Below are 18,049 nucleotides of genomic sequence, written 5' to 3' on the forward strand. Positions count from 1 at the left end.
TGCATCAAACGAGGCATCCACACATGGGAGGGCGACTTGATTGGCGGATCCAAGAATAGCTATATCGCAACCCTCGTTGAGCGGCATTCACGGTACGTGATGCTGGTTAAAGTCGCCAACAAAGACACCGAGAGTGTCGTCACGGCGCTGATCAAATCGGCTCAGAAGCTGCCCCGTGAGCTTTACAAATCTCTGACATGGGATCGCGGAAAAGAGCTGGCAGATCATCCGCGCTTTACGCTGGCCACGGATGTTGATGTCTACTTTTGCGACCCACAGTCGCCTTGGCAACGCGGATCAAACGAAAACACCAACCGGCTTTTGAGGCAGTATTTGCCGCGCGGTACCGACTTATCGGTCCATTCCCAAACAAAACTCAGTGCAATCGCAAGGCAACTCAACGAACGCCCTCGCAAGACCTTGCAATATCAAACGCCAGCAGAGAAGTTCGCAGAGTGTGTTGCCTCGACCGGTTGAGATCGCCGGACAAAGCGGCCATTCGCTACATGCGTGTCAATGACCGGTTTGGCAGACCGTTGAACAAACGGTCGTTTTTTTTGACCGTGCATAAGCCGCGACAGCCAAGGGTAATTACAGCCAAACTGACCCTGAAAATCTTTCTTTGAACGGAAACTCAATTTCAACAGGTGTGGGCCCCACAGAGCTGGCAATCAGAATTTCAAACAATGGTCAAAACTGGGATTGCGATGCGTCACAGCCACTTGTGCTGTGAAACTAGGGTTGCGTGTCTGCAGTTCATCCAAAAGGGCTTCAACCAGCCGAAGAAATCGCACATTACGGGTTTCCGCAGGTCCAATACGTTTTGTAGAGATGGCAATCGTGAGGGGGCTGAAACGGCATCGTGCCGTTACGAAGATGTCTTGAGCAACATCAACACAACAATATGAGTTCAGACACTGCCAAAAAGCTTCAGTCTCAAGGCTTCCAGAGGCCAGTAAAACTTGGGAATCTGGATCAACAAGTATGGTTTCAAACACAATCTGACCGGAACCAACGGCATAGATTGTCACATCAATTCCATTGTCACACCCCCCATCGGCGATCACGATCTCGAGTACCGCTGACTCCGTCAATGGGGCCAGCGGTTGTCTGAAAATTCGTGAATTCATAAAATCATGCGCCAATGAAGCTCTCCTTTGAAACGACAGAGACGCCTAGGCCAGCCTTTCAATTTTGAATACCTCGCGTTTCCACCCCCAAGTCATTTGGCCTGTGCCACCTTGATCTTCTTGGTTTTTTCGACTGCTTCTGGCGGTTTGGGGATTGTTACCGTCAAAACCCCATCTTTAACGACAGCCTCAACCTTGTCGGGGTCGATCGCGAAGGGCAATGTCATCATACGCTGAAATGACCCTGACGTGCGCTCAACGCGATGGAATTCCCTTCCTTCCTCGTCGCTACGTTCTTCCTTCTCAGACTTCTTCTCACCCTTGATGACGATGCGATCACCTGTCACAGACACGTCGACGTCTGCCTCCGTCAAGCCTGGCAACTCTGCTGTCACACTGAATTCCTTGTCCGTCTCGCTGACGTTCGACCGAATGCTCACTTTGTCACCGCCACTGAAAAACCCATCACCGAAGTCATCGAACAGGTCGTCCACTTCCTTGCGAAGTGCGACGAGCGGATGCTCATGGCGCATTTGGTTCCGGATCCAGGTCGATGGCAAATAGTCTTGATAAGACATTTTAGGTCTCCTCGTGGTTAAATGGTTCGCTTCTTTCTAGCAGGTGGGATTCCGCCCCGATTGAGCAAAATCAAAGCCATTCGCCGAAAGGCAGACAACCGCACGGCATGCTGGCAGCTAAGATGCCTTTTCGCATGCCGAGCCTCGTCCAATTTTTGTTTTGAGCTAAACGTACCTTCCTAGCGCTGACGGCAGCCAAAAAATCGAGATGGACTCCAGCAAACACCTCGTTGAATTGATAACAGTCAATCGACATCCTTCGGTTTTCCGTTACTAATATGGACCAAGGCGGCTTTCTTGGTGCACTGGAGGCGCTGAGCACATGATCGTCTCACATCAAAACTATAGCACGAGCCTTTTTGGCAGAAATTTGAGACGACATGGCGCGAACGGCAAAAAAACCAGCGGCAAAGAGCCAACCAAAGTCGACCCCCTCAACCGTTGCCAGAGGTAAAGCAACTACAACGGTTGCTGTCCCAGTTGTCGGCTTGGGTGCCTCTGCAGGAGGCCTTCAGGCCTATAGCGCGTTTCTGGACGCAACGCCGTCTGACACCGGCGCGGCATTCATATTAGTTCATCATGTTGACCCGGATCACAAAAGCCTCATGGCCGATCTTTTGGCTAAACACACGGCAATGCCCGTGGTGTTGGCCGAGGATCAAAGCCAAGTCCAAGCGGATCATGTCTATGTCATCCCCCCAAACAAATACTTGGAAATCAAGAAGGGGGTATTGCGCCTTTCGGAACCAACAGACCGTCGCGGCACACGTCTACCGATTGATTTGTTTCTACGTTCTTTGGCCAAGGACTCAGCCCAGAACGCCATCGCGGTCATTCTGTCGGGAACTGGCAGCGATGGATCAGCCGCCATTCGCGAGATCAAGGAACAGGGTGGCATTGTTCTCGTGCAAGACCCGACCGAGGCACAGCATGACGGGATGCCGCGCAGCGCGATTGCGACCGGAGCAGTTGATCATGTTGTGGCCGTCGCAAAGATGCCAAACATCATCACCAACTACATCCAGCACCCTTTCGTTCAAAACGGCAGGGCAAAAAAAGTGCTTGGCGAGAGTGCCAAAGGCTCGCTGGATCAGATCATTGCCGTCCTGAAGGCGCATTCCCCGATCAATTTTGATCTTTATAAAGATGGCACGTTGCTGCGCCGGATAGAGAGGCGGATGGCGTTGCGGCATATGGAGAGTTCTGGCGACTACCTAGCGCTTTTGAAGGACTCGGCGGAGGAAGCGCAGAACCTCTGTGCCGATCTTCTGATCAGCGTCACATCGTTCTTCCGCGATCCCAATGCATTTGATCATCTGGAAAGGAACGTCCTTGAGGACCTGGTCAAGTCCCATGACGCGGGGCACCCGGTGCGGATTTGGGTGCCAGGATGTGCAACGGGTGAAGAAGCCTATTCGCTGGCCATGCTGGTGATTGAGAAAATATCGACCCTCCGCAAAGATGTGAAGTTGCAGGTTTTTGCCTCGGATGTTGATGAACGCGCGCTGACAATAGCGCGAAACGGCGTGTACCCGGACTCAATTGCCGAAGACGTCTCTGCGGCCCGGTTGAGACGGTTTTTCACCAAGGAAGACCACAGCTACCGCGTGACGCCGGAGCTTCGTGATGCGGTTGTCTTTGCCAACCAGAACATCCTGGCGGATGCGCCGTTCTCGAAACTTGACCTGATCTCGTGTCGCAATCTGATGATCTATCTGACGCCCGATGCGCAGGAGAGGGTCATTCAGATGTTCCATTTTGCGCTCAATGATGGCGGCACCTTGTTTCTGGGCATGTCCGAGACAACTGGCAATCATGAAGCCCTCTTTGAGTCGCTGTCGAAGAAATATCGCATCTATAAACGCGTCGGCCACACGCGCAGCCGCGCGTTTGATTTTCCGATTGTGCAACGCCCCTACGCGAATGCGGGTCTTGTCCCAACCCGCAGTCCGTTTCAAGCGGCTGGCACCAAACTGGCAGAGCTGTGCCAAAGCCTTCTGGTGCAACACTACGCTCCCGCAGCCGTCCTGATGAACGCCCAATCCGAGACGCTGTATTTTGAGGGCCCCACGGATAAGTATCTCAGGGTCCCTGCAGGCGAAACAAGCCGCGATCTGTTGGCCATGGCGCGGCAGGGTCTTCGCGCGCGTTTAAGCAGCGCCATTCGGACAGCGCGGTCGCAAGAGGCAGTGGCCAGCGAGCGCGCCACAATCACGCTCGGTGGCGACAAAGTTGGCGTGACCATTCAGGTGCATCCGGTGACGCTCGACGAAGCCAAGATGTTTCTGGTGACTTTCGCTGATGAACCCACGACTGCGGGTGTTCCCCCACCTAATGAGCCAAACGCAGAAGTGAACTTTCAGCTTGAGCAGGAACTCGAAACCACGCGTGCTGATTTAAGCACAACGATCCGCGACTATGAACTGTCCACCGAAGAGCTGAAGGCCGTCAACGAAGAAGCTATGTCGATGAACGAAGAGTTCCAATCGACAAACGAAGAGCTGGAGACCTCCAAGGAAGAGCTGCAGTCTCTGAATGAAGAGTTGACGACGCTCAACACCCAGCTTCAGCAAAAGATCGATGACGAACGCCGAATGTCGGATGATCTCAATAACCTGCTGTCCAGTTCGGGCATTGCGACGCTGTTTCTGGACACCGAGTTTAAGATCATGCGGTTTACACCAGCGACACGCGAGCTGTTTAACCTGATCAGCAAGGATATCGGGCGTCCATTCAGCGACATTACCGGCAAGGTCAAGGACCCGGACCTTCTCAAAGACGCAGAAGCCGTGCTTGAAACGCTGGTATCGGTCGAGTGCGAGGTCGAGAGCAACAGCGGGCAATGGTTTATCCGCCGCACTCTTCCCTACCGTACGCAAAGTGGCAAGATCGACGGCGTTGTTGTCACTTTTGCAGAGATTTCCGACCTCAAGACGCAGCAAGACAAGACCAGTGCAGCCCGCGAGTTTGCCGAAAACATTGTCGATACAGTGCGCGAGCCACTGATGGTCCTCGATAGCGGTTTCAGCATTCTTTCTGTCAGCAAGTCATTTCACAGGGTGTTCGAAACGACCGGCAACGATCTGATTGGTAAGAACGTCTTTTCAATTCAGAACAGCCAATGGGACGTCCCTAGACTTCGGGAGTTGCTGGAAGCGGTGCTTCCGCAGGAAACGACCGTGGAATCCTTTGATCTGACTTTGGAGTCTGGTGGTCTTGGTCAAAGGGATATGGTGCTGAATGCGCGCAAGATTGAAGATGGGTCAGCCGAGCAGGGACTCATTCTTCTGGCATTGGAAGATGTGACCGAGCAGAAGCAAACGCTACAGGCTGTTGCAGATCGCGAAGCCCGGCTCAGCGCCATTCTTGATGCCGCCCCAGAGGCAATCTTGACCATTGATGAGGGCGGTATTGTTGGCACCTTCAGTCCGGGGGCTGAAGACATCTTGGGGTTCCGCGCGAACGAGGTGATTGGACAAAACGTCAATATGCTGATGCCCGAACCCGACCGCAGCAGGCACGACGGTTATCTGGAACATTACATCAAGACTGGCGAAAAGAAGATCATCGGAATCGGCCGCGAAATGGATGCCGGACGCAAGGATGGCAGCCGCGTGCCGATCCGTCTGACAGTGTCAGAACTGGAACTCGACGGCGCACGCCATTTCCTGGGCATCCTGCACGATCTGACCTTGGACAAAAAGCGACAAGCCGAATTGCAGCGTGCCCAGAAGATGGAGGCTGTCGGGCAATTGACGGGTGGTCTGGCGCATGACTTCAACAACCTGCTGACGGTTGTAATCGGCAATCTTGAGCTCCTTGAGATGCGAACCGACGACACCAAACTGCATGAGCTAATCAATGAGGCGCTGGAGGCGTCAAATCTCGGTGCAGCCCTGACCAGTCAGCTGTTGTCTTTCTCGAAAAGTCAGTCGCTCGCGCCGGAAAATGTTGCCTTGAATGGGTTGGTAAAAACGATGCTTCCGATCCTTGAGCGTACCCTTGGTGAACAGATTGGCATTGAGACCATACTTGCGGATGATCTGGATGCGACGCTGGCGGACCCGGGACAGGTTGAGAGCGCAATCCTCAATCTGGCGATCAATGCGCGCGACGCGATGCCGGATGGTGGAACGCTCACATTGGAGACGCGCAATGTTGCGCTGGACGCTGATTATGCCGCCGCACAGGTCGATGTGACGCCGGGGAACTATGTGTGCCTATCTGTGACGGATACGGGCACCGGGATGTCACCTGAGACGCAGTCACGAGTGTTTGAACCGTTCTTCACCACAAAGGGACCGGGGGCTGGATCAGGTCTAGGCCTGAGCATGGTGTATGGCTTTGCTAAGCAATCGGGTGGCCATGTCGTGATCTACAGCGAGGTGGGGCGGGGCACGACCGTCAACCTGTTCTTGCCAACCGTTGCTGAGGCGGAGGCGGGAGGGGAGAGTGCAAAATCAGGGAATATCTCTGAGTCAGTGGGTGAAACGATCCTTGTTGTCGAGGATGACCCGAAGGTCTTGCGCTTGACAGTCACCCGTCTCGAAGAGCTGGGCTATCAAGTCATAGCGGCCACGAACGGCCCTAAAGCGATGGATGTTCTGAAACGGCACGAGGATATTGATCTCGTCCTGTCCGACGTCGTGATGCCCGGCGGTATGACTGGTTTTGACGTCGCCGATCAGGCACTGGCGTTGCGACCGGACCTGAAAATCCTGCTGGCCACTGGTTATGCCAAAGGGGTTGAACCGCGCGATGCAGCGTCTGCCAAAACCGACCACAGGATTTTGCGTAAACCCTATGGCATGAAGGAATTGGCGCGCACTTTGCGCGAGCTGTTGGACGGCAGCGCTCTATGATGTCTGGACCTCAGCGGCGAACATATAGCCGATCCCGCGCACGGTTTTGATTAGGACCGGCGCGCTTGGGTCGCGTTCAATCTTGCGACGCAGGCGCGCGATCTGATTGTCGATGGTGCGATCAAGTGGAGACCATTCCGCGCCATTCAGAAGGTCCATCAGACGATCACGTGACAAGACGCGCTTGGGATTTTGCAGAAAGACATTGAGCAGCCGGAATTCTCCACTTGTCAGGTCCACAATATCGCCAGTCCGGTCAAGCAGTTCGAAATGATCGAACCGCGCCACCATGCCGTCGAACGAATGGACTGCGCTGTTGTCCGCAGAATACTCGCCATTGGTCTGAGTGGGCTGGGGAGCCGCGCGACCACGCCGTAGCACCGCCCTCACGCGGGCCAACACTTCCCGGACATGGAACGGCTTGGTGATGTAATCGTCCGCGCCAATTTCTAGACCAACGACACGGTCAATGACATCATCCTGACCCGTCACCATGATGATCGGCACTTCGCTGTTCCGGCGCAGGCGCTTGGCAATCTCAAATCCGTTGTCATTCTCCAATTGGACATCCAATGTGACCAGCCCGATGTCATGGGTTTGCAAGGCTGCGAAAACAGCTACTTCTGTTTCAGCCTCCAACACGGACAGACCGTCCTCCTCCAGGCAGCGCCGCAGCAGCAATCGGACTTTGGGATCGTCGTCGACGACAAGAATCTTTTGTGAAATCATTGAGAACAAACCTCTTTCTTTGCAGTCTCCATGTTCGGAAATGCAAATCAAGACAGAAAGGTCGGTTGACGCGCCTCTTTGCCTTGAAAGAATCCGACGACCATGGTGTTCACTTTCGCTTTGCGAACGGCAGTGTTTTGCCGATGTTGATCGAAATTCTACTGGCATTGATATTGATCAATCGACAGATCAGTCCACCCGTGACCTTGAACCCATTGGAAACGAAGTTCGCGCTTGGGAGGCTGTGAATGGTTCATCGCAGTCGTGCCCATATGGAAAAGCTGAAATTGGGGGATGCTGTTCCGCGAGCTGCGACGGCCCAAAGGGGCAAAGGGTTTTCCCTTGAACTACGCCAGCAAATAGCGGCACTTGGCCCGTTACCTAGAGAAAGCCTCGAAGTGTTTGTCGATCTAGGTCTCTCAGATGGTGAGATGGCACGCTACTTCAAGGTTCCAGAGACATGCATCTCAAAGCTCTGTCACATCTGGGGCATTCGTTGAGAAAGCAGGCGGGCCAGGTCGAGCCGCTCCCAGATTTGACCTGCGTCAATCCATTTCCCTTGCGGTCGGTCACTTTCATTCCGAGACCGACCTGTATCTCGCAAGCTGCAGCCGCCGCCACATCCAAACGACGATGAGAGCGACAGCGGTTGTGAAAATGCCGACATAGCCAACGATGCCAATGTTGCGGATATCCATGTTTCCAATCGCCGCGCCCAAAAGTCCGGCCAACGACAGAATACCGCTCAGCATCAAAAGGCCCCTGATCCACTTATCAAGCCCGGTTTGTTCAAACGAAAGTGCTAGAAAGATTGCAAAAAATCCGAAAAAGAAGTCCCACGCGAGAACATCGAGGACATAGACCACAGACGGCCATTCAAACGAAAAGACGTTGTTCATGTCAACAAAGGCGACTTCACGGCTGAGAAGCAGAATTGATGCATGAACAGTTGTCGTAATGGTTGTCAGTATCGCGACGAAGACCGTGGCGGCCAGTGCGTAATGCCTCCTGGACGCGTGGCAACTCGCGTGCACGGCAATCGTTAAAACGACGAACGTGGGCATCATCGCAATGATCAGCAATTCCATGATGGTGAAGAATGGATCGCCAATAGGATCGCTGGCGACCTCAAGCGACGACAGTCCCAGAGTCAGGGCAATAGCATAGGCACATTCGAGGATCACGATCAGGACGGAAGCCATATATCCAAGCCTAAGAACAGATATGGAAGTATTGCCGTATGGAGCCGACATCGTAGCACCTCATGGAATGGTCAATCGTTTCTTTAGAACACAATACATGGGTTCACGGGATCGCCCCTGATCCCGCTCAATATCTCGTGGGTTCTCAACTATCGAGGTTGCGTAATTGTTTAGCTACGAAGTGGTTCTGTCCCAAGAGCAGCCATTCATGCATAGCGCAGCATTCGTCAAAAGGACTCTTTCAGCACCTTCGCTGCATCTGGTTCGAACGACCGCTATCAAGCTAAAAGCCCATAGGCAAAAACCTGTCAAAACCTGTTTAGTTTTGCAGAGGGTTTTAGTCGTAGCTAAGCCTTTGGTTTTTCGTGGGGCAGGGCAGAGCGGCAGAAAGGACCGTTTCTGGCAGGAGTTATTGTGCACACGATGAACTTTCTTGCCACTGATATTTTTGTTCACAGGCAATCCCCAAATGTGGCTTCATCAATTATCTTTTGGCTACTGATTGATCCTGTTGATGGGATAGCCAATCGCTTGCGCCTTGCAGCCTTTGAGGATTTGCCAAAACTCATACCGTTAAGTCACGGGTCATCACTTACCGATATGGCAGAGGATTAGTGCGCGGCAAACCGGAGATAATGCTTTAGTTGCCGCGCTTGATGCTTGAGGCCTACCACCCAATGGGGCTTTGTCTATTTCAGTATACTTGAGCCAAGCCCTGAGGTTTCATTGAGGGCAATACAATTACTGAAGCTCCGTGAATTGCCCGATCGTAAAGATCAATAACATCTTGGTTCAGCATCCGGATACATCCTGATGATACTGCCTTTCCCAGTTCCCTTGGTGATGCATCACCGTGCACGCGATAAAGCGTATCAACACCATTTTGGAACAGATATAGTGCCCGCGCACCCATAGGGTTTCCGGGCCCAGGATCCATGCCACCATTTGCCACGGAATATGGCTCCAGTTCCGGTTTACGTTCAATCATCGTGGCGGGCACCTTCCAGCGGGGCCACTCGCGCTGGAACTGGAGCCGTGCGGTACCTTGCCAAGCAAACCCTGCGGCACCCACGCTGACCCCGTAACGCATCGCCAGATCAGGTGTTTCGACGAAGTGAAGGACGGCTGCGTCGGGATCGATCACAATCGTGCCGGGCGCGTAACTCGGCCAACGATTGACAACCTCCTGTCGCCAGAGGTCAGGTGACAAAATGCCCTCCTGAACGGCGGAGATCGGATAGGGTTCGTCGGTAATCGCTCCATAAAATCTGGGGAGTGATGGGATCGGCGGCGGTGCAATTGCGCGGCTGACTGGTTCGCTGGGAGGACTAGCACAGGCGGCAAGCCCGGCCATCGCCCCAAAGGCGACAAAACTGCGTCGAGTTAACATGTGATCTTCCTTATTATTCTGAACGATGGGTGGCGCGTTGCGCACCGAGCCTAAGTTCAGAATAAGCGAGGAGGATCTCTCGGTGGTGCGTTCGTGCGTCCCTCGATATACCAAGCCACTATTGCAGGACGGCCTTTTTTGCGCGTTCTGAGTAGTACGATTGATATGGTGTTAGGAAGTGCACGATCCGGTGAACATGGTGATCCGGGTAGCGTCGCTGTTCGGCATTTTTTCTTAAAGGCGTTTTGTACTTCGACATCTAAACGCATGGCCACACTTGCGATCGTATGTGTGCCGACAGCTTGTTGTGACACATTATTCAATTGTGTTGAACTTCTCGCTGCATATGCGCCCCAAGGAAGCATAATAACAATCAATAAGAGGGATATCAGAGCACGAAACATGAGCATGATTTCCAACTTTCGGATATGAAAGTCCATACCATCCAGCTTGAAAGTGTCCGGCATCGATACACAAGCAAGTGATTATCGGACCGATGCAACATTTTGGAGAGCTGGGAGTGAGAACATTTACTGTACAGATCGGTTATCCAGAAACATATCACTTGCGGGCCTGACGCACCAAAAAGGCAGTTAAGGGTTTTCGGTGCGCCATTATCTTACAGATAACGGTCGGATTGTCCGCATCTGAAGCCAGATTTAGGGTTTGATATAAGTATACCCCATCTGCTGCAGGTGAGAAAGTTCTGCTACACCGCTTGGCACGATGTCCTCTTCAAAGACGTCAAACAAGTCGTTTTCATAAGAGATTTCACGGCCTTTCAAGGTGTTGTTGCATACATGTACATCGACGTTTTGTCCTTTGAGCTCCAGAATTTGTCCTTGCAGTCGCTCGTTAGTTTTGGCCTGTGATAAAAGGCCAAGACCATTACCATGAAGCACAACTTTGACGTCCATATTTTCGGCACCAACCGCGTTGATGTGATTTTGAATGTTGCGCATCGCCCCGCGATACTTTTTGTCGTCCTGACCGCCATCGTAGTTGATGTGGTAGACAACTTTCTGCTTACCATACCGTTCCTCAGCCTGTGCGTCCGCCGTTTGTGCGAAGACTGCTGTCGCTAACAACACGATCGCAAGCCATAGTGAATAAAAACGTTTCATTAGTTCCTCCCTAGATTTTGCCCTAAAAGCAAGAGCACCACAATGATGCCATATAAGGGGAGCGCTGACACCTAAGTGAAGCCCTGTATAATATGCCACTAAAGCTAGGGGATTCCCTAGGTTGCCAACGAAACAAGCTGACTAGAAGTTCGAGCACCAAATTTACGCAGCAGATTTGCCCGGTGAAATTCAACTGTTTTCGGACTAATCCCAAGTTTGATTGCAATCTCTTTTGTAGAGTTTCCTTGTGCAACCAGAGCAAGAACCTCACGTTCGCGTCGTGTAAGTCCCGCTACTTCTGCTTTGTCCGGTGGGTGCTCAGTCATCGAAATTTGCGGCCTACTTCTCAACTTGCGCCAAGAAAAAATGCTCAAGGCAACAAAAACCACAGAAAGTCCTGCCCAGATAGTTATGCGTGTGATCCCCTGGTTTTGGCCATCAAGATCCAAGATCCTAGCCTGAAACGCAGCAGTTAATTCAAGGGCGCTGTGGTAAGGAACGGGTGCGGACCAACGATCTTCTATGCCGTGCGTTATGGCCGCTGGGCTATCCTGAGCAAGCAAAAGGGCAAGTGCCACTTGATCGATCAATGTGGGAGCGGTTGTAGCTAAGGCGACAAAGGGCCATTCGGGGTAAAGCCCTGTACTGATTTTGTCAGGATGGCTGTAGGCGACGTTAGAATTAAGATAGGTAAAAGCTTCAGGATCAATCTTACCTTCACGGGCAAGCTCCTCAATCAATCCAGTGCGCACAATGCCGACGTCGGTTTCACCTGCCAAGACCTGCATTACGATCTGATCCATCGGAAACCCAACAAATTTCAATCTTTCTGTATCCGTAAACAGATCCACACCGGCGCGCTCGAATTCGTTCCAAGCCAACTGGAAGCCCCCAAAAGCGTAGAGGTCGATCGCTGAGACTGTGCTGCCCGCGACGTCTTGAAGCTCGTCAATCCCGCTATCCTTCAACGTAATGATGGCGCTGCCGAACTCACCAGAAAAAGACCCATCGGATTTTTTTTGGGATCGCGAAGCAATGACGCTCATTCGATGCGTTCGGTTAAGGTCGACGAAGTGTCCCGGATTGGTAATGATGAAATCCACTTGGCCAGCTTCGATCTGCTTTCTTGCAGACTGCAGCGTCATTGGCACTATCCGGAACGACCAACCAGGGATTGAAGAATCCAGATATTGACCCAGTGCCAACCAATTGCGCTGAAGCTGGTGGGAGCCTCGGTACGCCAGTACGCCAATGCGGGCTTCGTTCCGAGTGTCGTCAGCGACCGCGCTATCCTGTAGAAAGAAAAACATAACGCTAGAAATGAATAGCAACCTAAACATGCACCTTCTCCTATATGATAGTAGGTTCGGATTGCAGTTTGATGCAAGTTCCAAGTCTAAAGGTAGAAGCTTGGGAATATCAGAATTTCAGTGGTATCATTCTCATAAAACTCAACACTTTCTGTCCATTCCTGATTATTTTCTGCTTGAAACAGGTTGCGCTGCCACTTCAGCTCAAAGCGGTTATTGGCGCAGTCGTATCCAACGTTTAGGTTGCCGACGTAGAGGGCCTACTTGGGCCGGTAAATCTTGGTAGCAAGTTATCGGCCAACTTCAGGTTTTCGCATCCTTGGCCAGTGCTGGTGATAGTCGTCTATGACAATTGGATGGCTATGGGTTCTGCCATCCTGCACATGCGGATGATCCCTTGGGAGATCGTCGTGTGAGTGCTGCACTGACCCGCTATCTTCTTGCGGCCACAAAGCGACGCCACTGGCCAACCCAACACCCGCTAGCAACGCCAGGATTGCAAATGCCGTTGTTGGACCGGCCACGGTGATCAGCCAACCTGCAAGAGGGTACGCCATGGCGGCGTTCCCGCCTCGATCTGCGCAACAATCTGATTGGTGTCATGGGAATAAACGTCAAATTTCTCTTTGGTCATTTGTGACCCTCCTTGCGTGATGCGGTCGGGGTCTGTCTCCCTTTCCGCCAATGGGCGGGCCTTCCTGTCTGTTGTTTGGAATGCCCATGCATTCCGAACGGCAGAGCAGGTAAGGGCTAAGCCCGTCCTGCGGCCTGGCAGGGCCGTGACAACCGAGTGGAGGGCGTGAATTTGGGAGGGAACCGCGCGCCTGCGCGTGGGAGGAACCGGAATTCTCGACCGGAACCGACGCCAAAGGCGGCGCTTGCCGGTTTTCTCGGACCTGACAGGATGGCAGGCGGATCAACAGAGTTTGAAAATTGTCAGGGTTGGGTTGAGCGGGCGTCAGCCCGTCGATCCGCTGCGCTGTCTATCTCTCAAAGCGAGACCGGCACCCTGCCGGGATCACAGGGTCAGGTTTCACCGAATGTAGTATATATCGCGTGGAACCGTTGGTGGGCCGCAGAGTAAATTCGCGAGATGACCCTTCGAGAACGCGTAGCAAAGAACATCATGGATTGTCGCAAAAGCGTCAGCCTGAGCCAAGGAAACCTAGCAAGGCGCGCGGGTATCAGCCGCGCTTACGTCGGCAAAATCGAGAACGCACAGTTTTCAACGAGCATCGACACAATAGAAAAAATCGCCCGTGCCTTGGACGTTGAAGCGGATGTCCTGTTCGAACCCCGATAGTTCAATATCGGGGGCTGCTCTTGAGCAACGGCCTCTGACCCGGCTCATGAAGCCTGGGCATTGTAATCCGGCATTTCATCGAACAGGATCACGCACCCGTCCCCTTCTTTCGGATGGTTGACTAGCACAAACGGCACATCCGCCCCGACCTTCTCATAGATACAGCGGTATTTCATTTTCCCGCTGAGAGGATCGCGCACCTGGTCGTGGCGGTAGCTGTGCTTTACGCCGTTCTCGATCCACGCCTCAACGCCTGCGCGGGTCACAAGGGACAGCGGCTCACCGTCCAGCAATATCGTCTCGCCGACATTCGTCACTTCATCCATCTTTCAATCTCCAATGCTTGTTTTCAACTTGGGTCAGTGACTGAGGCCACGGTCACGATCCACGTCTTTCTCGACTTCACGCTCGTTCTCGACCTCCCGCTCCACCTCGCGATCATCCTCAAGATCAAGCTTTTCGCGCGGCTTGTTCAACACGTTGTCCAGCCGTTCGCGGATCGACGGCTTCGGAGCTGGTTCAACACCCTGCTCCAGCTCGGTATGTCCGTCCAGCTTATGGCTGGTCGCCTGCGGCACATCCTCCGCTTCACGGTCTAGTATGCCCTTCAACCGCTCACGGGCGTAATTGTATCCTTCCTTGCCATCGTCGGGGGGCCGCTCTTCGCCCCTGCCCTTGTCCAAGATACCGGCCAACCGCTCCCGAACGCCCTCTTCTCCACGCTCACCGCTGCGGTCCTTATCGACCGCTGCTCTGAGTGCAGCCAAACCAGCCGACACGCGCCCCTGCCCCGCCTCCCGCTCCGCGCCATAGGTCTCGCGTGCAATGTCCAGCCGTTCGCGCATGTCCTGAAAAGCCATTCGCGCCTGACGCGCCGCATGGGTCACGGCACCCCGTTCCGTGACCGGCACATATTCGCGGCCATCGCGCTCGGCTGCGGCCTTCTCACGACGCTCCATCGAGTTTGCCGCCGGTCCCAGCTTCAGCTCCGGTTCGCGGTCCAGCTCGTCGGCGGACAGGGTGTCGCCCCTGTCTAAAGCTGTCTCGCGCTGCTTCTCAAGGGATCGGTGATCGACGCGTTCCACCTCCCCCGCCCGCTCCAAAGCACGGTTCTGCAATTCAGCCCAGACGCCGCGCATCTGGTCAATCTCGGCACCGCCAGTTTTGGCAGAATCCAGCACCCGCGTCTTGGCGGTGAAGCCCTCGGCTTCCAGCTTGCGAGTAGAGGTCAGAACATGCGCATGATGATTGCGCTGATCGCCTTCGCGGTTTGGCGCATGGATCGCCACATCGACGGCGACGCCGTACCGGCTGACGAGCTGCTCAGCAAATTCCCTCGTGATCTGTGACCGAACTTCGGCACTGATTTCGAACGGCAGGGACAGCTCCCATTCGCGGGCCGTGACAGAGTTGCTGCGGGTCTCACTGGCCTCGGCGGCGTTCCACAAAGCGGCCCGGTCCTGCGCCCAGTCCGGGGCATTCTCGGGTGCGATGATGAACGTCTCCTCGATGCCCTGCTTGCGGGTGTAATCGTGGATGCGGCCCTCGCGCTGACACTCGATGCGCTCACCGACACGGTAGGCTGCTGCTGCCGTCGCGGTGCGTCCGGCAGAGCGTTTGATCGTCTTCACGGAGAGGTGGTAGCTGGCCATCAGCGCACCACCGAACAGAGACGCAAACGCCGCCGATCAGCGCTGCTGCTGACCCCCGCCAATGCCCCGACATTGGCGCGCTGGTCAGCCGTCTTTTCCCCGTAGGCCCGCGCCCCACAACGCTGGGGCCGGAGGGGAAAAGACAGCCCCGTCGAAGGGGTGCATGGCACCTCTGAGAACAGGGCTTGCAGAGAACACCCCACAGCCTGCCCAGCCTCATGGGGGGCGGCAGGATGTGGATTGTTCTTTGCGGTTTGTGACCAGCAAACCCGGCTCGTGTTGGCACCGATAGGTCCGACAATACGAGGCTCCAGAAACGGAGACACCATCGTCAGACCGGCCCCCAGCGTGGGGCATCGGTCGAGACGCTGGTGCGAGGGTTCGGGATGCGCTCCAACCGCTAAGGTTGGTCCTAGAGGGTTTGGGAGAGGCGATGCCGTCTCCCATGTCGATGCCCGTGGCAGCGAAGGGGTTGGCCATCGGCTGGGGGTTCCCCCCAAGAGGATCGCACGCAAATCTCGAAACCGCAGGTGTAGAGTTTGCATAAGTGCGCCCTTCACTGTTTCTCAGCTCAGGGTTTGCGCACTACGGCTACCGTTCAAGTAAAAACCTCTCACCCGTCCCCTCTTAGCACACAACCGCCGATTGAAGATGCTGTGTTTGCCATGTTCCGCCGACAAATAGCCCACAAACTGCCCTGCCTTGTTTTTTGGAGTGCAACATTAGCCAACTCGAACTGACCTCCAGCAAATGACACAAGGCAGATTGTGACATGGCAGAAACCGAACTTGAGAAAGCCGAAAAGAGATACGCACAGGCCAAGGCCCGTCTTCAGGCGCTCAAGAATCGTGAAACCACCAGACAGCGCAAAATGGACACCCGCCGCAAAGTAATACTCGGTGGCGCTCTGCTCGATCTGGCTGAACGGGATAGCAACGCTGCCGCCATGCTGGATCGGCTCGTTCGCAATCTCCCCCGCGCTCAGGACCAGAAAGCATTCGTAGATTGGGGAGGACCGTCCTCCGGCGACGATGCGCCCTCGGCCTCCCCTTCCCCGCCTGACCCGGATGCCTCGTCCTGATGCGGACATTCAGCCTGATCATGGATCGGCTGTTCGGGTTTTTTCAACGCCTGATCGTGACGCCATTTCTGTTTGGCTGGCTGATCCTGTGGCTGCTGTTGGGCGCGGCGTTCTCGACCCTTTTAGCCACCCCGTTCATCTTCGCTTTCTTCCGGCAGAACCCCGGTGAAAGTCCGTGGCATTGGGTGGTCTTCGGACCCTTCATGCTGATCGGTGTTGTCCTCGCCTATCGGGACTGGCTGGAACGCTCCGGTGCCGAAACCTTCTTCAGTGGCCTCATCCGGTATAGCCACGGCTCAGCGCGGTTTGCTGGGAAAAAGGAACTGCGGGCGCTGGAACATGCGGACGGTCTTTTGATCGGTCGCAACCCGCGCACCGGCAAGCTGCTGCGCTATGATGGTCCCGCCCATCTGCTTACGCTTGCTCCGACGCGGGCGGGCAAAGGCGTCGGCACAGTGATCCCTAATTTGTTGCTGGCGGAACGCTCGGTGCTGGTGATTGATCCAAAGGGCGAGAACGCACGGATCACAGGTGCGGCCCGCGAACAGTTTGGCACGGTTCATGTCCTCGATCCTTTCGGGGTAAGTGGCAGACCGTCTGCGTCCTACAATCCGCTGGACCGGCTTTCGGCAAACAGCGCGGACCTCAGCGAAGATGCGATGTCGCTGGCGGATGCACTGGTGGTGGACCCCGCCGGGCAGTCGGGTGATCCGCATTGGAACGAAGAGGCCAAATCGTTTCTGTCCGGTCTGATCATGTTCTGCGTGGCCCATGAAGAACCGGCACGGCGCAACCTTGGGGCCGTCCGGGAATATCTCACCCTGCCCCCAGACCGGATGACGGCGCTGCTCAAACTGATGCAGGACAGTGATGCGGCGGACGGTCTGGTAGCACGCGCCGCAAATAAGTTTGCTGGCAAGGCAGAACGGGAAGCGGCCTCGGTACTGTCCAACGCGCAACGCCACACACATTTCCTCGACAGCCCACGGATCGCCAAAGTCATGGCACGTTCGGATTTTCACTTCTCGGACCTGCGCCACCGGATCACATCCATTTTCCTTGTGCTGCCCCCCAACCGTCTGGACGCCTACAGCCGTTGGCTGCGCCTTCTGGTGTCTCAGGCGCTCCAGGACATCGCACGGGACGCAGAGCAGTCCCAAGGGCTGCAAATAGCCGCTCAGGGCCCCATGGGGAGCCAGAAGGCCTCGAACCCCACGTTGGGGCCTGCCCTGTTCCTGCTGGACGAGTTTGCGGCTCTGGGCCGTTTGGAGGCTGTGGAACGCGCTATGGGGCTGATGGCGGGGTACGGTCTCCAGCTTTGGCCGATCTTGCAGGACATGAGCCAGCTTCGCGATCTCTACGGGGCGCGGGCTTCGACCTTTGTGGCGAACGCCGGGGTGCAACAGGTATTCGGGGTCAATGATTTTGAAACGGCCAAGTGGATCAGCCAGACGATGGGACAAGAAACCATCGGTTATCAGACCGAAAGCCGCAAACCCGGCGATATGCCGACAACCGGCACCTCGATCACGGGCCGCGATCTGCTGACGCCTGATGAGATTATGCAACTTCCCCAGGAACTTCAGCTTTTGCGCGTCCAGGGCCAGCCGACGGCGATAACGCAAAAGCTGCGCTATTACGCCGACCGTGAATTTAACGGGCTATTTGTCCCGCAAGAGCAATGATCT

16 protein-coding genes are annotated in these 18,049 nt (G+C 54.7%); 7 read left to right on the plus strand and 9 right to left on the minus strand.

Features of this window, described 5'->3' with window-relative positions; genetic code table 11:
• Positions 1-477 (plus strand): IS30 family transposase (locus Q0775_RS19415; RefSeq protein WP_298865124.1); only part of this gene is annotated, 477 nt, incomplete at its 5' end.
• A 194-nt stretch (positions 478-671) separates the two neighbouring features.
• On the opposite strand, the gene Q0775_RS19420 is transcribed toward Q0775_RS19415, so the two are convergent.
• Both Q0775_RS19420 and Q0775_RS19425 read right to left on the minus strand, forming a co-directional pair.
• Positions 672-1,145: a hypothetical protein gene (locus Q0775_RS19420; protein ID WP_298865127.1), complete on the minus strand. Its 474-nt coding sequence runs from the start codon at positions 1,143-1,145 to the stop codon at positions 672-674.
• 77 nt (positions 1,146-1,222) lie between these two features.
• Complete coding sequence (locus Q0775_RS19425; protein WP_298865129.1) at positions 1,223-1,708, minus strand: Hsp20/alpha crystallin family protein; 486 nt, start codon at positions 1,706-1,708, stop codon at positions 1,223-1,225.
• A 380-nt stretch (positions 1,709-2,088) separates the two neighbouring features.
• On the opposite strand from Q0775_RS19425, the gene Q0775_RS19430 reads away from it, so the two are divergent.
• Positions 2,089-6,570, plus strand: a complete 4,482-nt coding sequence (locus Q0775_RS19430; protein WP_298865132.1) for a chemotaxis protein CheB — start codon at positions 2,089-2,091, stop codon at positions 6,568-6,570.
• Here the strand turns inward: Q0775_RS19430 and Q0775_RS19435 are convergent.
• Positions 6,565-7,299 (minus strand): response regulator, encoded by a 735-nt coding sequence (locus tag Q0775_RS19435; protein WP_298865134.1) that lies wholly within the window; start codon positions 7,297-7,299, stop codon positions 6,565-6,567. The two genes, Q0775_RS19430 and Q0775_RS19435, sit on opposite strands and share 6 nt — an antisense overlap.
• Before the next feature lie 248 nt (positions 7,300-7,547).
• Between Q0775_RS19435 and Q0775_RS19440 the strand changes: the two genes are divergently transcribed.
• Positions 7,548-7,799 (plus strand): hypothetical protein, encoded by a 252-nt coding sequence (locus Q0775_RS19440; RefSeq protein WP_298865136.1) that lies wholly within the window; start codon positions 7,548-7,550, stop codon positions 7,797-7,799.
• A gap of 75 nt (positions 7,800-7,874) precedes the next feature.
• On the opposite strand, the gene Q0775_RS19445 is transcribed toward Q0775_RS19440, so the two are convergent.
• On the minus strand, positions 7,875-8,501 hold the full coding sequence (locus Q0775_RS19445; RefSeq protein WP_298865138.1) for a hypothetical protein: 627 nt from the start codon (positions 8,499-8,501) through the stop codon (positions 7,875-7,877).
• Between the two features lie 423 nt (positions 8,502-8,924).
• Between Q0775_RS19445 and Q0775_RS19450 the strand changes: the two genes are divergently transcribed.
• A complete protein-coding gene (locus Q0775_RS19450; RefSeq protein ID WP_298865139.1) occupies positions 8,925-9,116 on the plus strand; it encodes a hypothetical protein in 192 nt (63 codons plus the stop codon).
• 79 nt (positions 9,117-9,195) lie between these two features.
• Here the strand turns inward: Q0775_RS19450 and Q0775_RS19455 are convergent, their stop codons facing one another.
• The 3 genes from Q0775_RS19455 to Q0775_RS19465 all read right to left on the minus strand — a co-directional run bounded on the left by Q0775_RS19455 (position 9,196) and on the right by Q0775_RS19465 (position 12,355).
• Positions 9,196-9,891, minus strand: coding sequence for a L,D-transpeptidase (locus Q0775_RS19455; RefSeq protein ID WP_298865141.1), 696 nt, complete (start codon positions 9,889-9,891; stop codon positions 9,196-9,198).
• Positions 9,892-10,550: 659 nt separating this feature from the next.
• The gene (locus Q0775_RS19460; RefSeq protein WP_298865143.1) at positions 10,551-11,015 is read right to left on the minus strand and encodes a DsrE family protein; all 465 of its coding nucleotides are present in this window, start codon (positions 11,013-11,015) and stop codon (positions 10,551-10,553) included.
• Positions 11,016-11,131: 116 nt separating this feature from the next.
• On the minus strand, positions 11,132-12,355 hold the full coding sequence (locus Q0775_RS19465; RefSeq protein WP_298865145.1) for a PhnD/SsuA/transferrin family substrate-binding protein: 1,224 nt from the start codon (positions 12,353-12,355) through the stop codon (positions 11,132-11,134).
• Positions 12,356-13,451: 1,096 nt separating this feature from the next.
• On the opposite strand from Q0775_RS19465, the gene Q0775_RS19470 reads away from it, so the two are divergent.
• Positions 13,452-13,628 carry a helix-turn-helix transcriptional regulator gene (locus Q0775_RS19470; protein ID WP_366863724.1) on the plus strand — a complete coding sequence of 59 codons (177 nt, stop codon included), beginning with the start codon at positions 13,452-13,454 and terminating at the stop codon, positions 13,626-13,628.
• A 44-nt stretch (positions 13,629-13,672) separates the two neighbouring features.
• Here the strand turns inward: Q0775_RS19470 and Q0775_RS19475 are convergent, their stop codons facing one another.
• A complete protein-coding gene (locus Q0775_RS19475) occupies positions 13,673-13,954 on the minus strand; it encodes a hypothetical protein (RefSeq protein WP_298865150.1) in 282 nt (93 codons plus the stop codon).
• A 33-nt stretch (positions 13,955-13,987) separates the two neighbouring features.
• Complete coding sequence (gene mobQ, locus Q0775_RS19480) at positions 13,988-15,280, minus strand: MobQ family relaxase (protein WP_298865153.1); 1,293 nt, start codon at positions 15,278-15,280, stop codon at positions 13,988-13,990.
• A 772-nt stretch (positions 15,281-16,052) separates the two neighbouring features.
• Between mobQ and Q0775_RS19485 the strand changes: the two genes are divergently transcribed.
• Complete coding sequence (locus Q0775_RS19485) at positions 16,053-16,361, plus strand: mobilization protein (RefSeq protein WP_298865155.1); 309 nt, start codon at positions 16,053-16,055, stop codon at positions 16,359-16,361.
• Positions 16,361-18,046 (plus strand): type IV secretory system conjugative DNA transfer family protein, encoded by a 1,686-nt coding sequence (locus tag Q0775_RS19490; protein ID WP_298865157.1) that lies wholly within the window; start codon positions 16,361-16,363, stop codon positions 18,044-18,046. Before Q0775_RS19485 ends, Q0775_RS19490 begins: the two co-directional genes overlap by 1 nt.
• Positions 18,047-18,049: the final 3 nt, after the last annotated feature.

The sequence above is a fragment of the uncultured Sulfitobacter sp. genome, from assembly GCF_947499945.1.
Lineage (GTDB): Bacteria > Pseudomonadota > Alphaproteobacteria > Rhodobacterales > Rhodobacteraceae > Sulfitobacter.

Excerpts from the sequence above, each read along its gene's own strand:
- Q0775_RS19425 (WP_298865129.1), bottom strand. The coding sequence starts at position 1,708 with ATGTCTTATCAAGACTATTTGCCATCGACCTGGATCCGGAACCAAATG.
- Q0775_RS19430 (WP_298865132.1), top strand. The coding sequence starts at position 2,089 with ATGGCGCGAACGGCAAAAAAACCAGCGGCAAAGAGCCAACCAAAGTCG.
- Q0775_RS19435 (WP_298865134.1), bottom strand. The coding sequence starts at position 7,299 with ATGATTTCACAAAAGATTCTTGTCGTCGACGACGATCCCAAAGTCCGA.
- Q0775_RS19440 (WP_298865136.1), top strand. The coding sequence starts at position 7,548 with ATGGTTCATCGCAGTCGTGCCCATATGGAAAAGCTGAAATTGGGGGAT.
- Q0775_RS19445 (WP_298865138.1), bottom strand. The coding sequence starts at position 8,501 with ATGGCTTCCGTCCTGATCGTGATCCTCGAATGTGCCTATGCTATTGCC.
- Q0775_RS19450 (WP_298865139.1), top strand. The coding sequence starts at position 8,925 with ATGAACTTTCTTGCCACTGATATTTTTGTTCACAGGCAATCCCCAAAT.
- Q0775_RS19455 (WP_298865141.1), bottom strand. The coding sequence starts at position 9,891 with ATGTTAACTCGACGCAGTTTTGTCGCCTTTGGGGCGATGGCCGGGCTT.
- Q0775_RS19460 (WP_298865143.1), bottom strand. The coding sequence starts at position 11,015 with ATGAAACGTTTTTATTCACTATGGCTTGCGATCGTGTTGTTAGCGACA.
- Q0775_RS19465 (WP_298865145.1), bottom strand. The coding sequence starts at position 12,355 with ATGTTTAGGTTGCTATTCATTTCTAGCGTTATGTTTTTCTTTCTACAG.
- Q0775_RS19470 (WP_366863724.1), top strand. The coding sequence starts at position 13,452 with ATGGATTGTCGCAAAAGCGTCAGCCTGAGCCAAGGAAACCTAGCAAGG.
- Q0775_RS19475 (WP_298865150.1), bottom strand. The coding sequence starts at position 13,954 with ATGGATGAAGTGACGAATGTCGGCGAGACGATATTGCTGGACGGTGAG.
- mobQ (WP_298865153.1), bottom strand. The coding sequence starts at position 15,280 with ATGGCCAGCTACCACCTCTCCGTGAAGACGATCAAACGCTCTGCCGGA.
- Q0775_RS19485 (WP_298865155.1), top strand. The coding sequence starts at position 16,053 with ATGGCAGAAACCGAACTTGAGAAAGCCGAAAAGAGATACGCACAGGCC.
- Q0775_RS19490 (WP_298865157.1), top strand. The coding sequence starts at position 16,361 with ATGCGGACATTCAGCCTGATCATGGATCGGCTGTTCGGGTTTTTTCAA.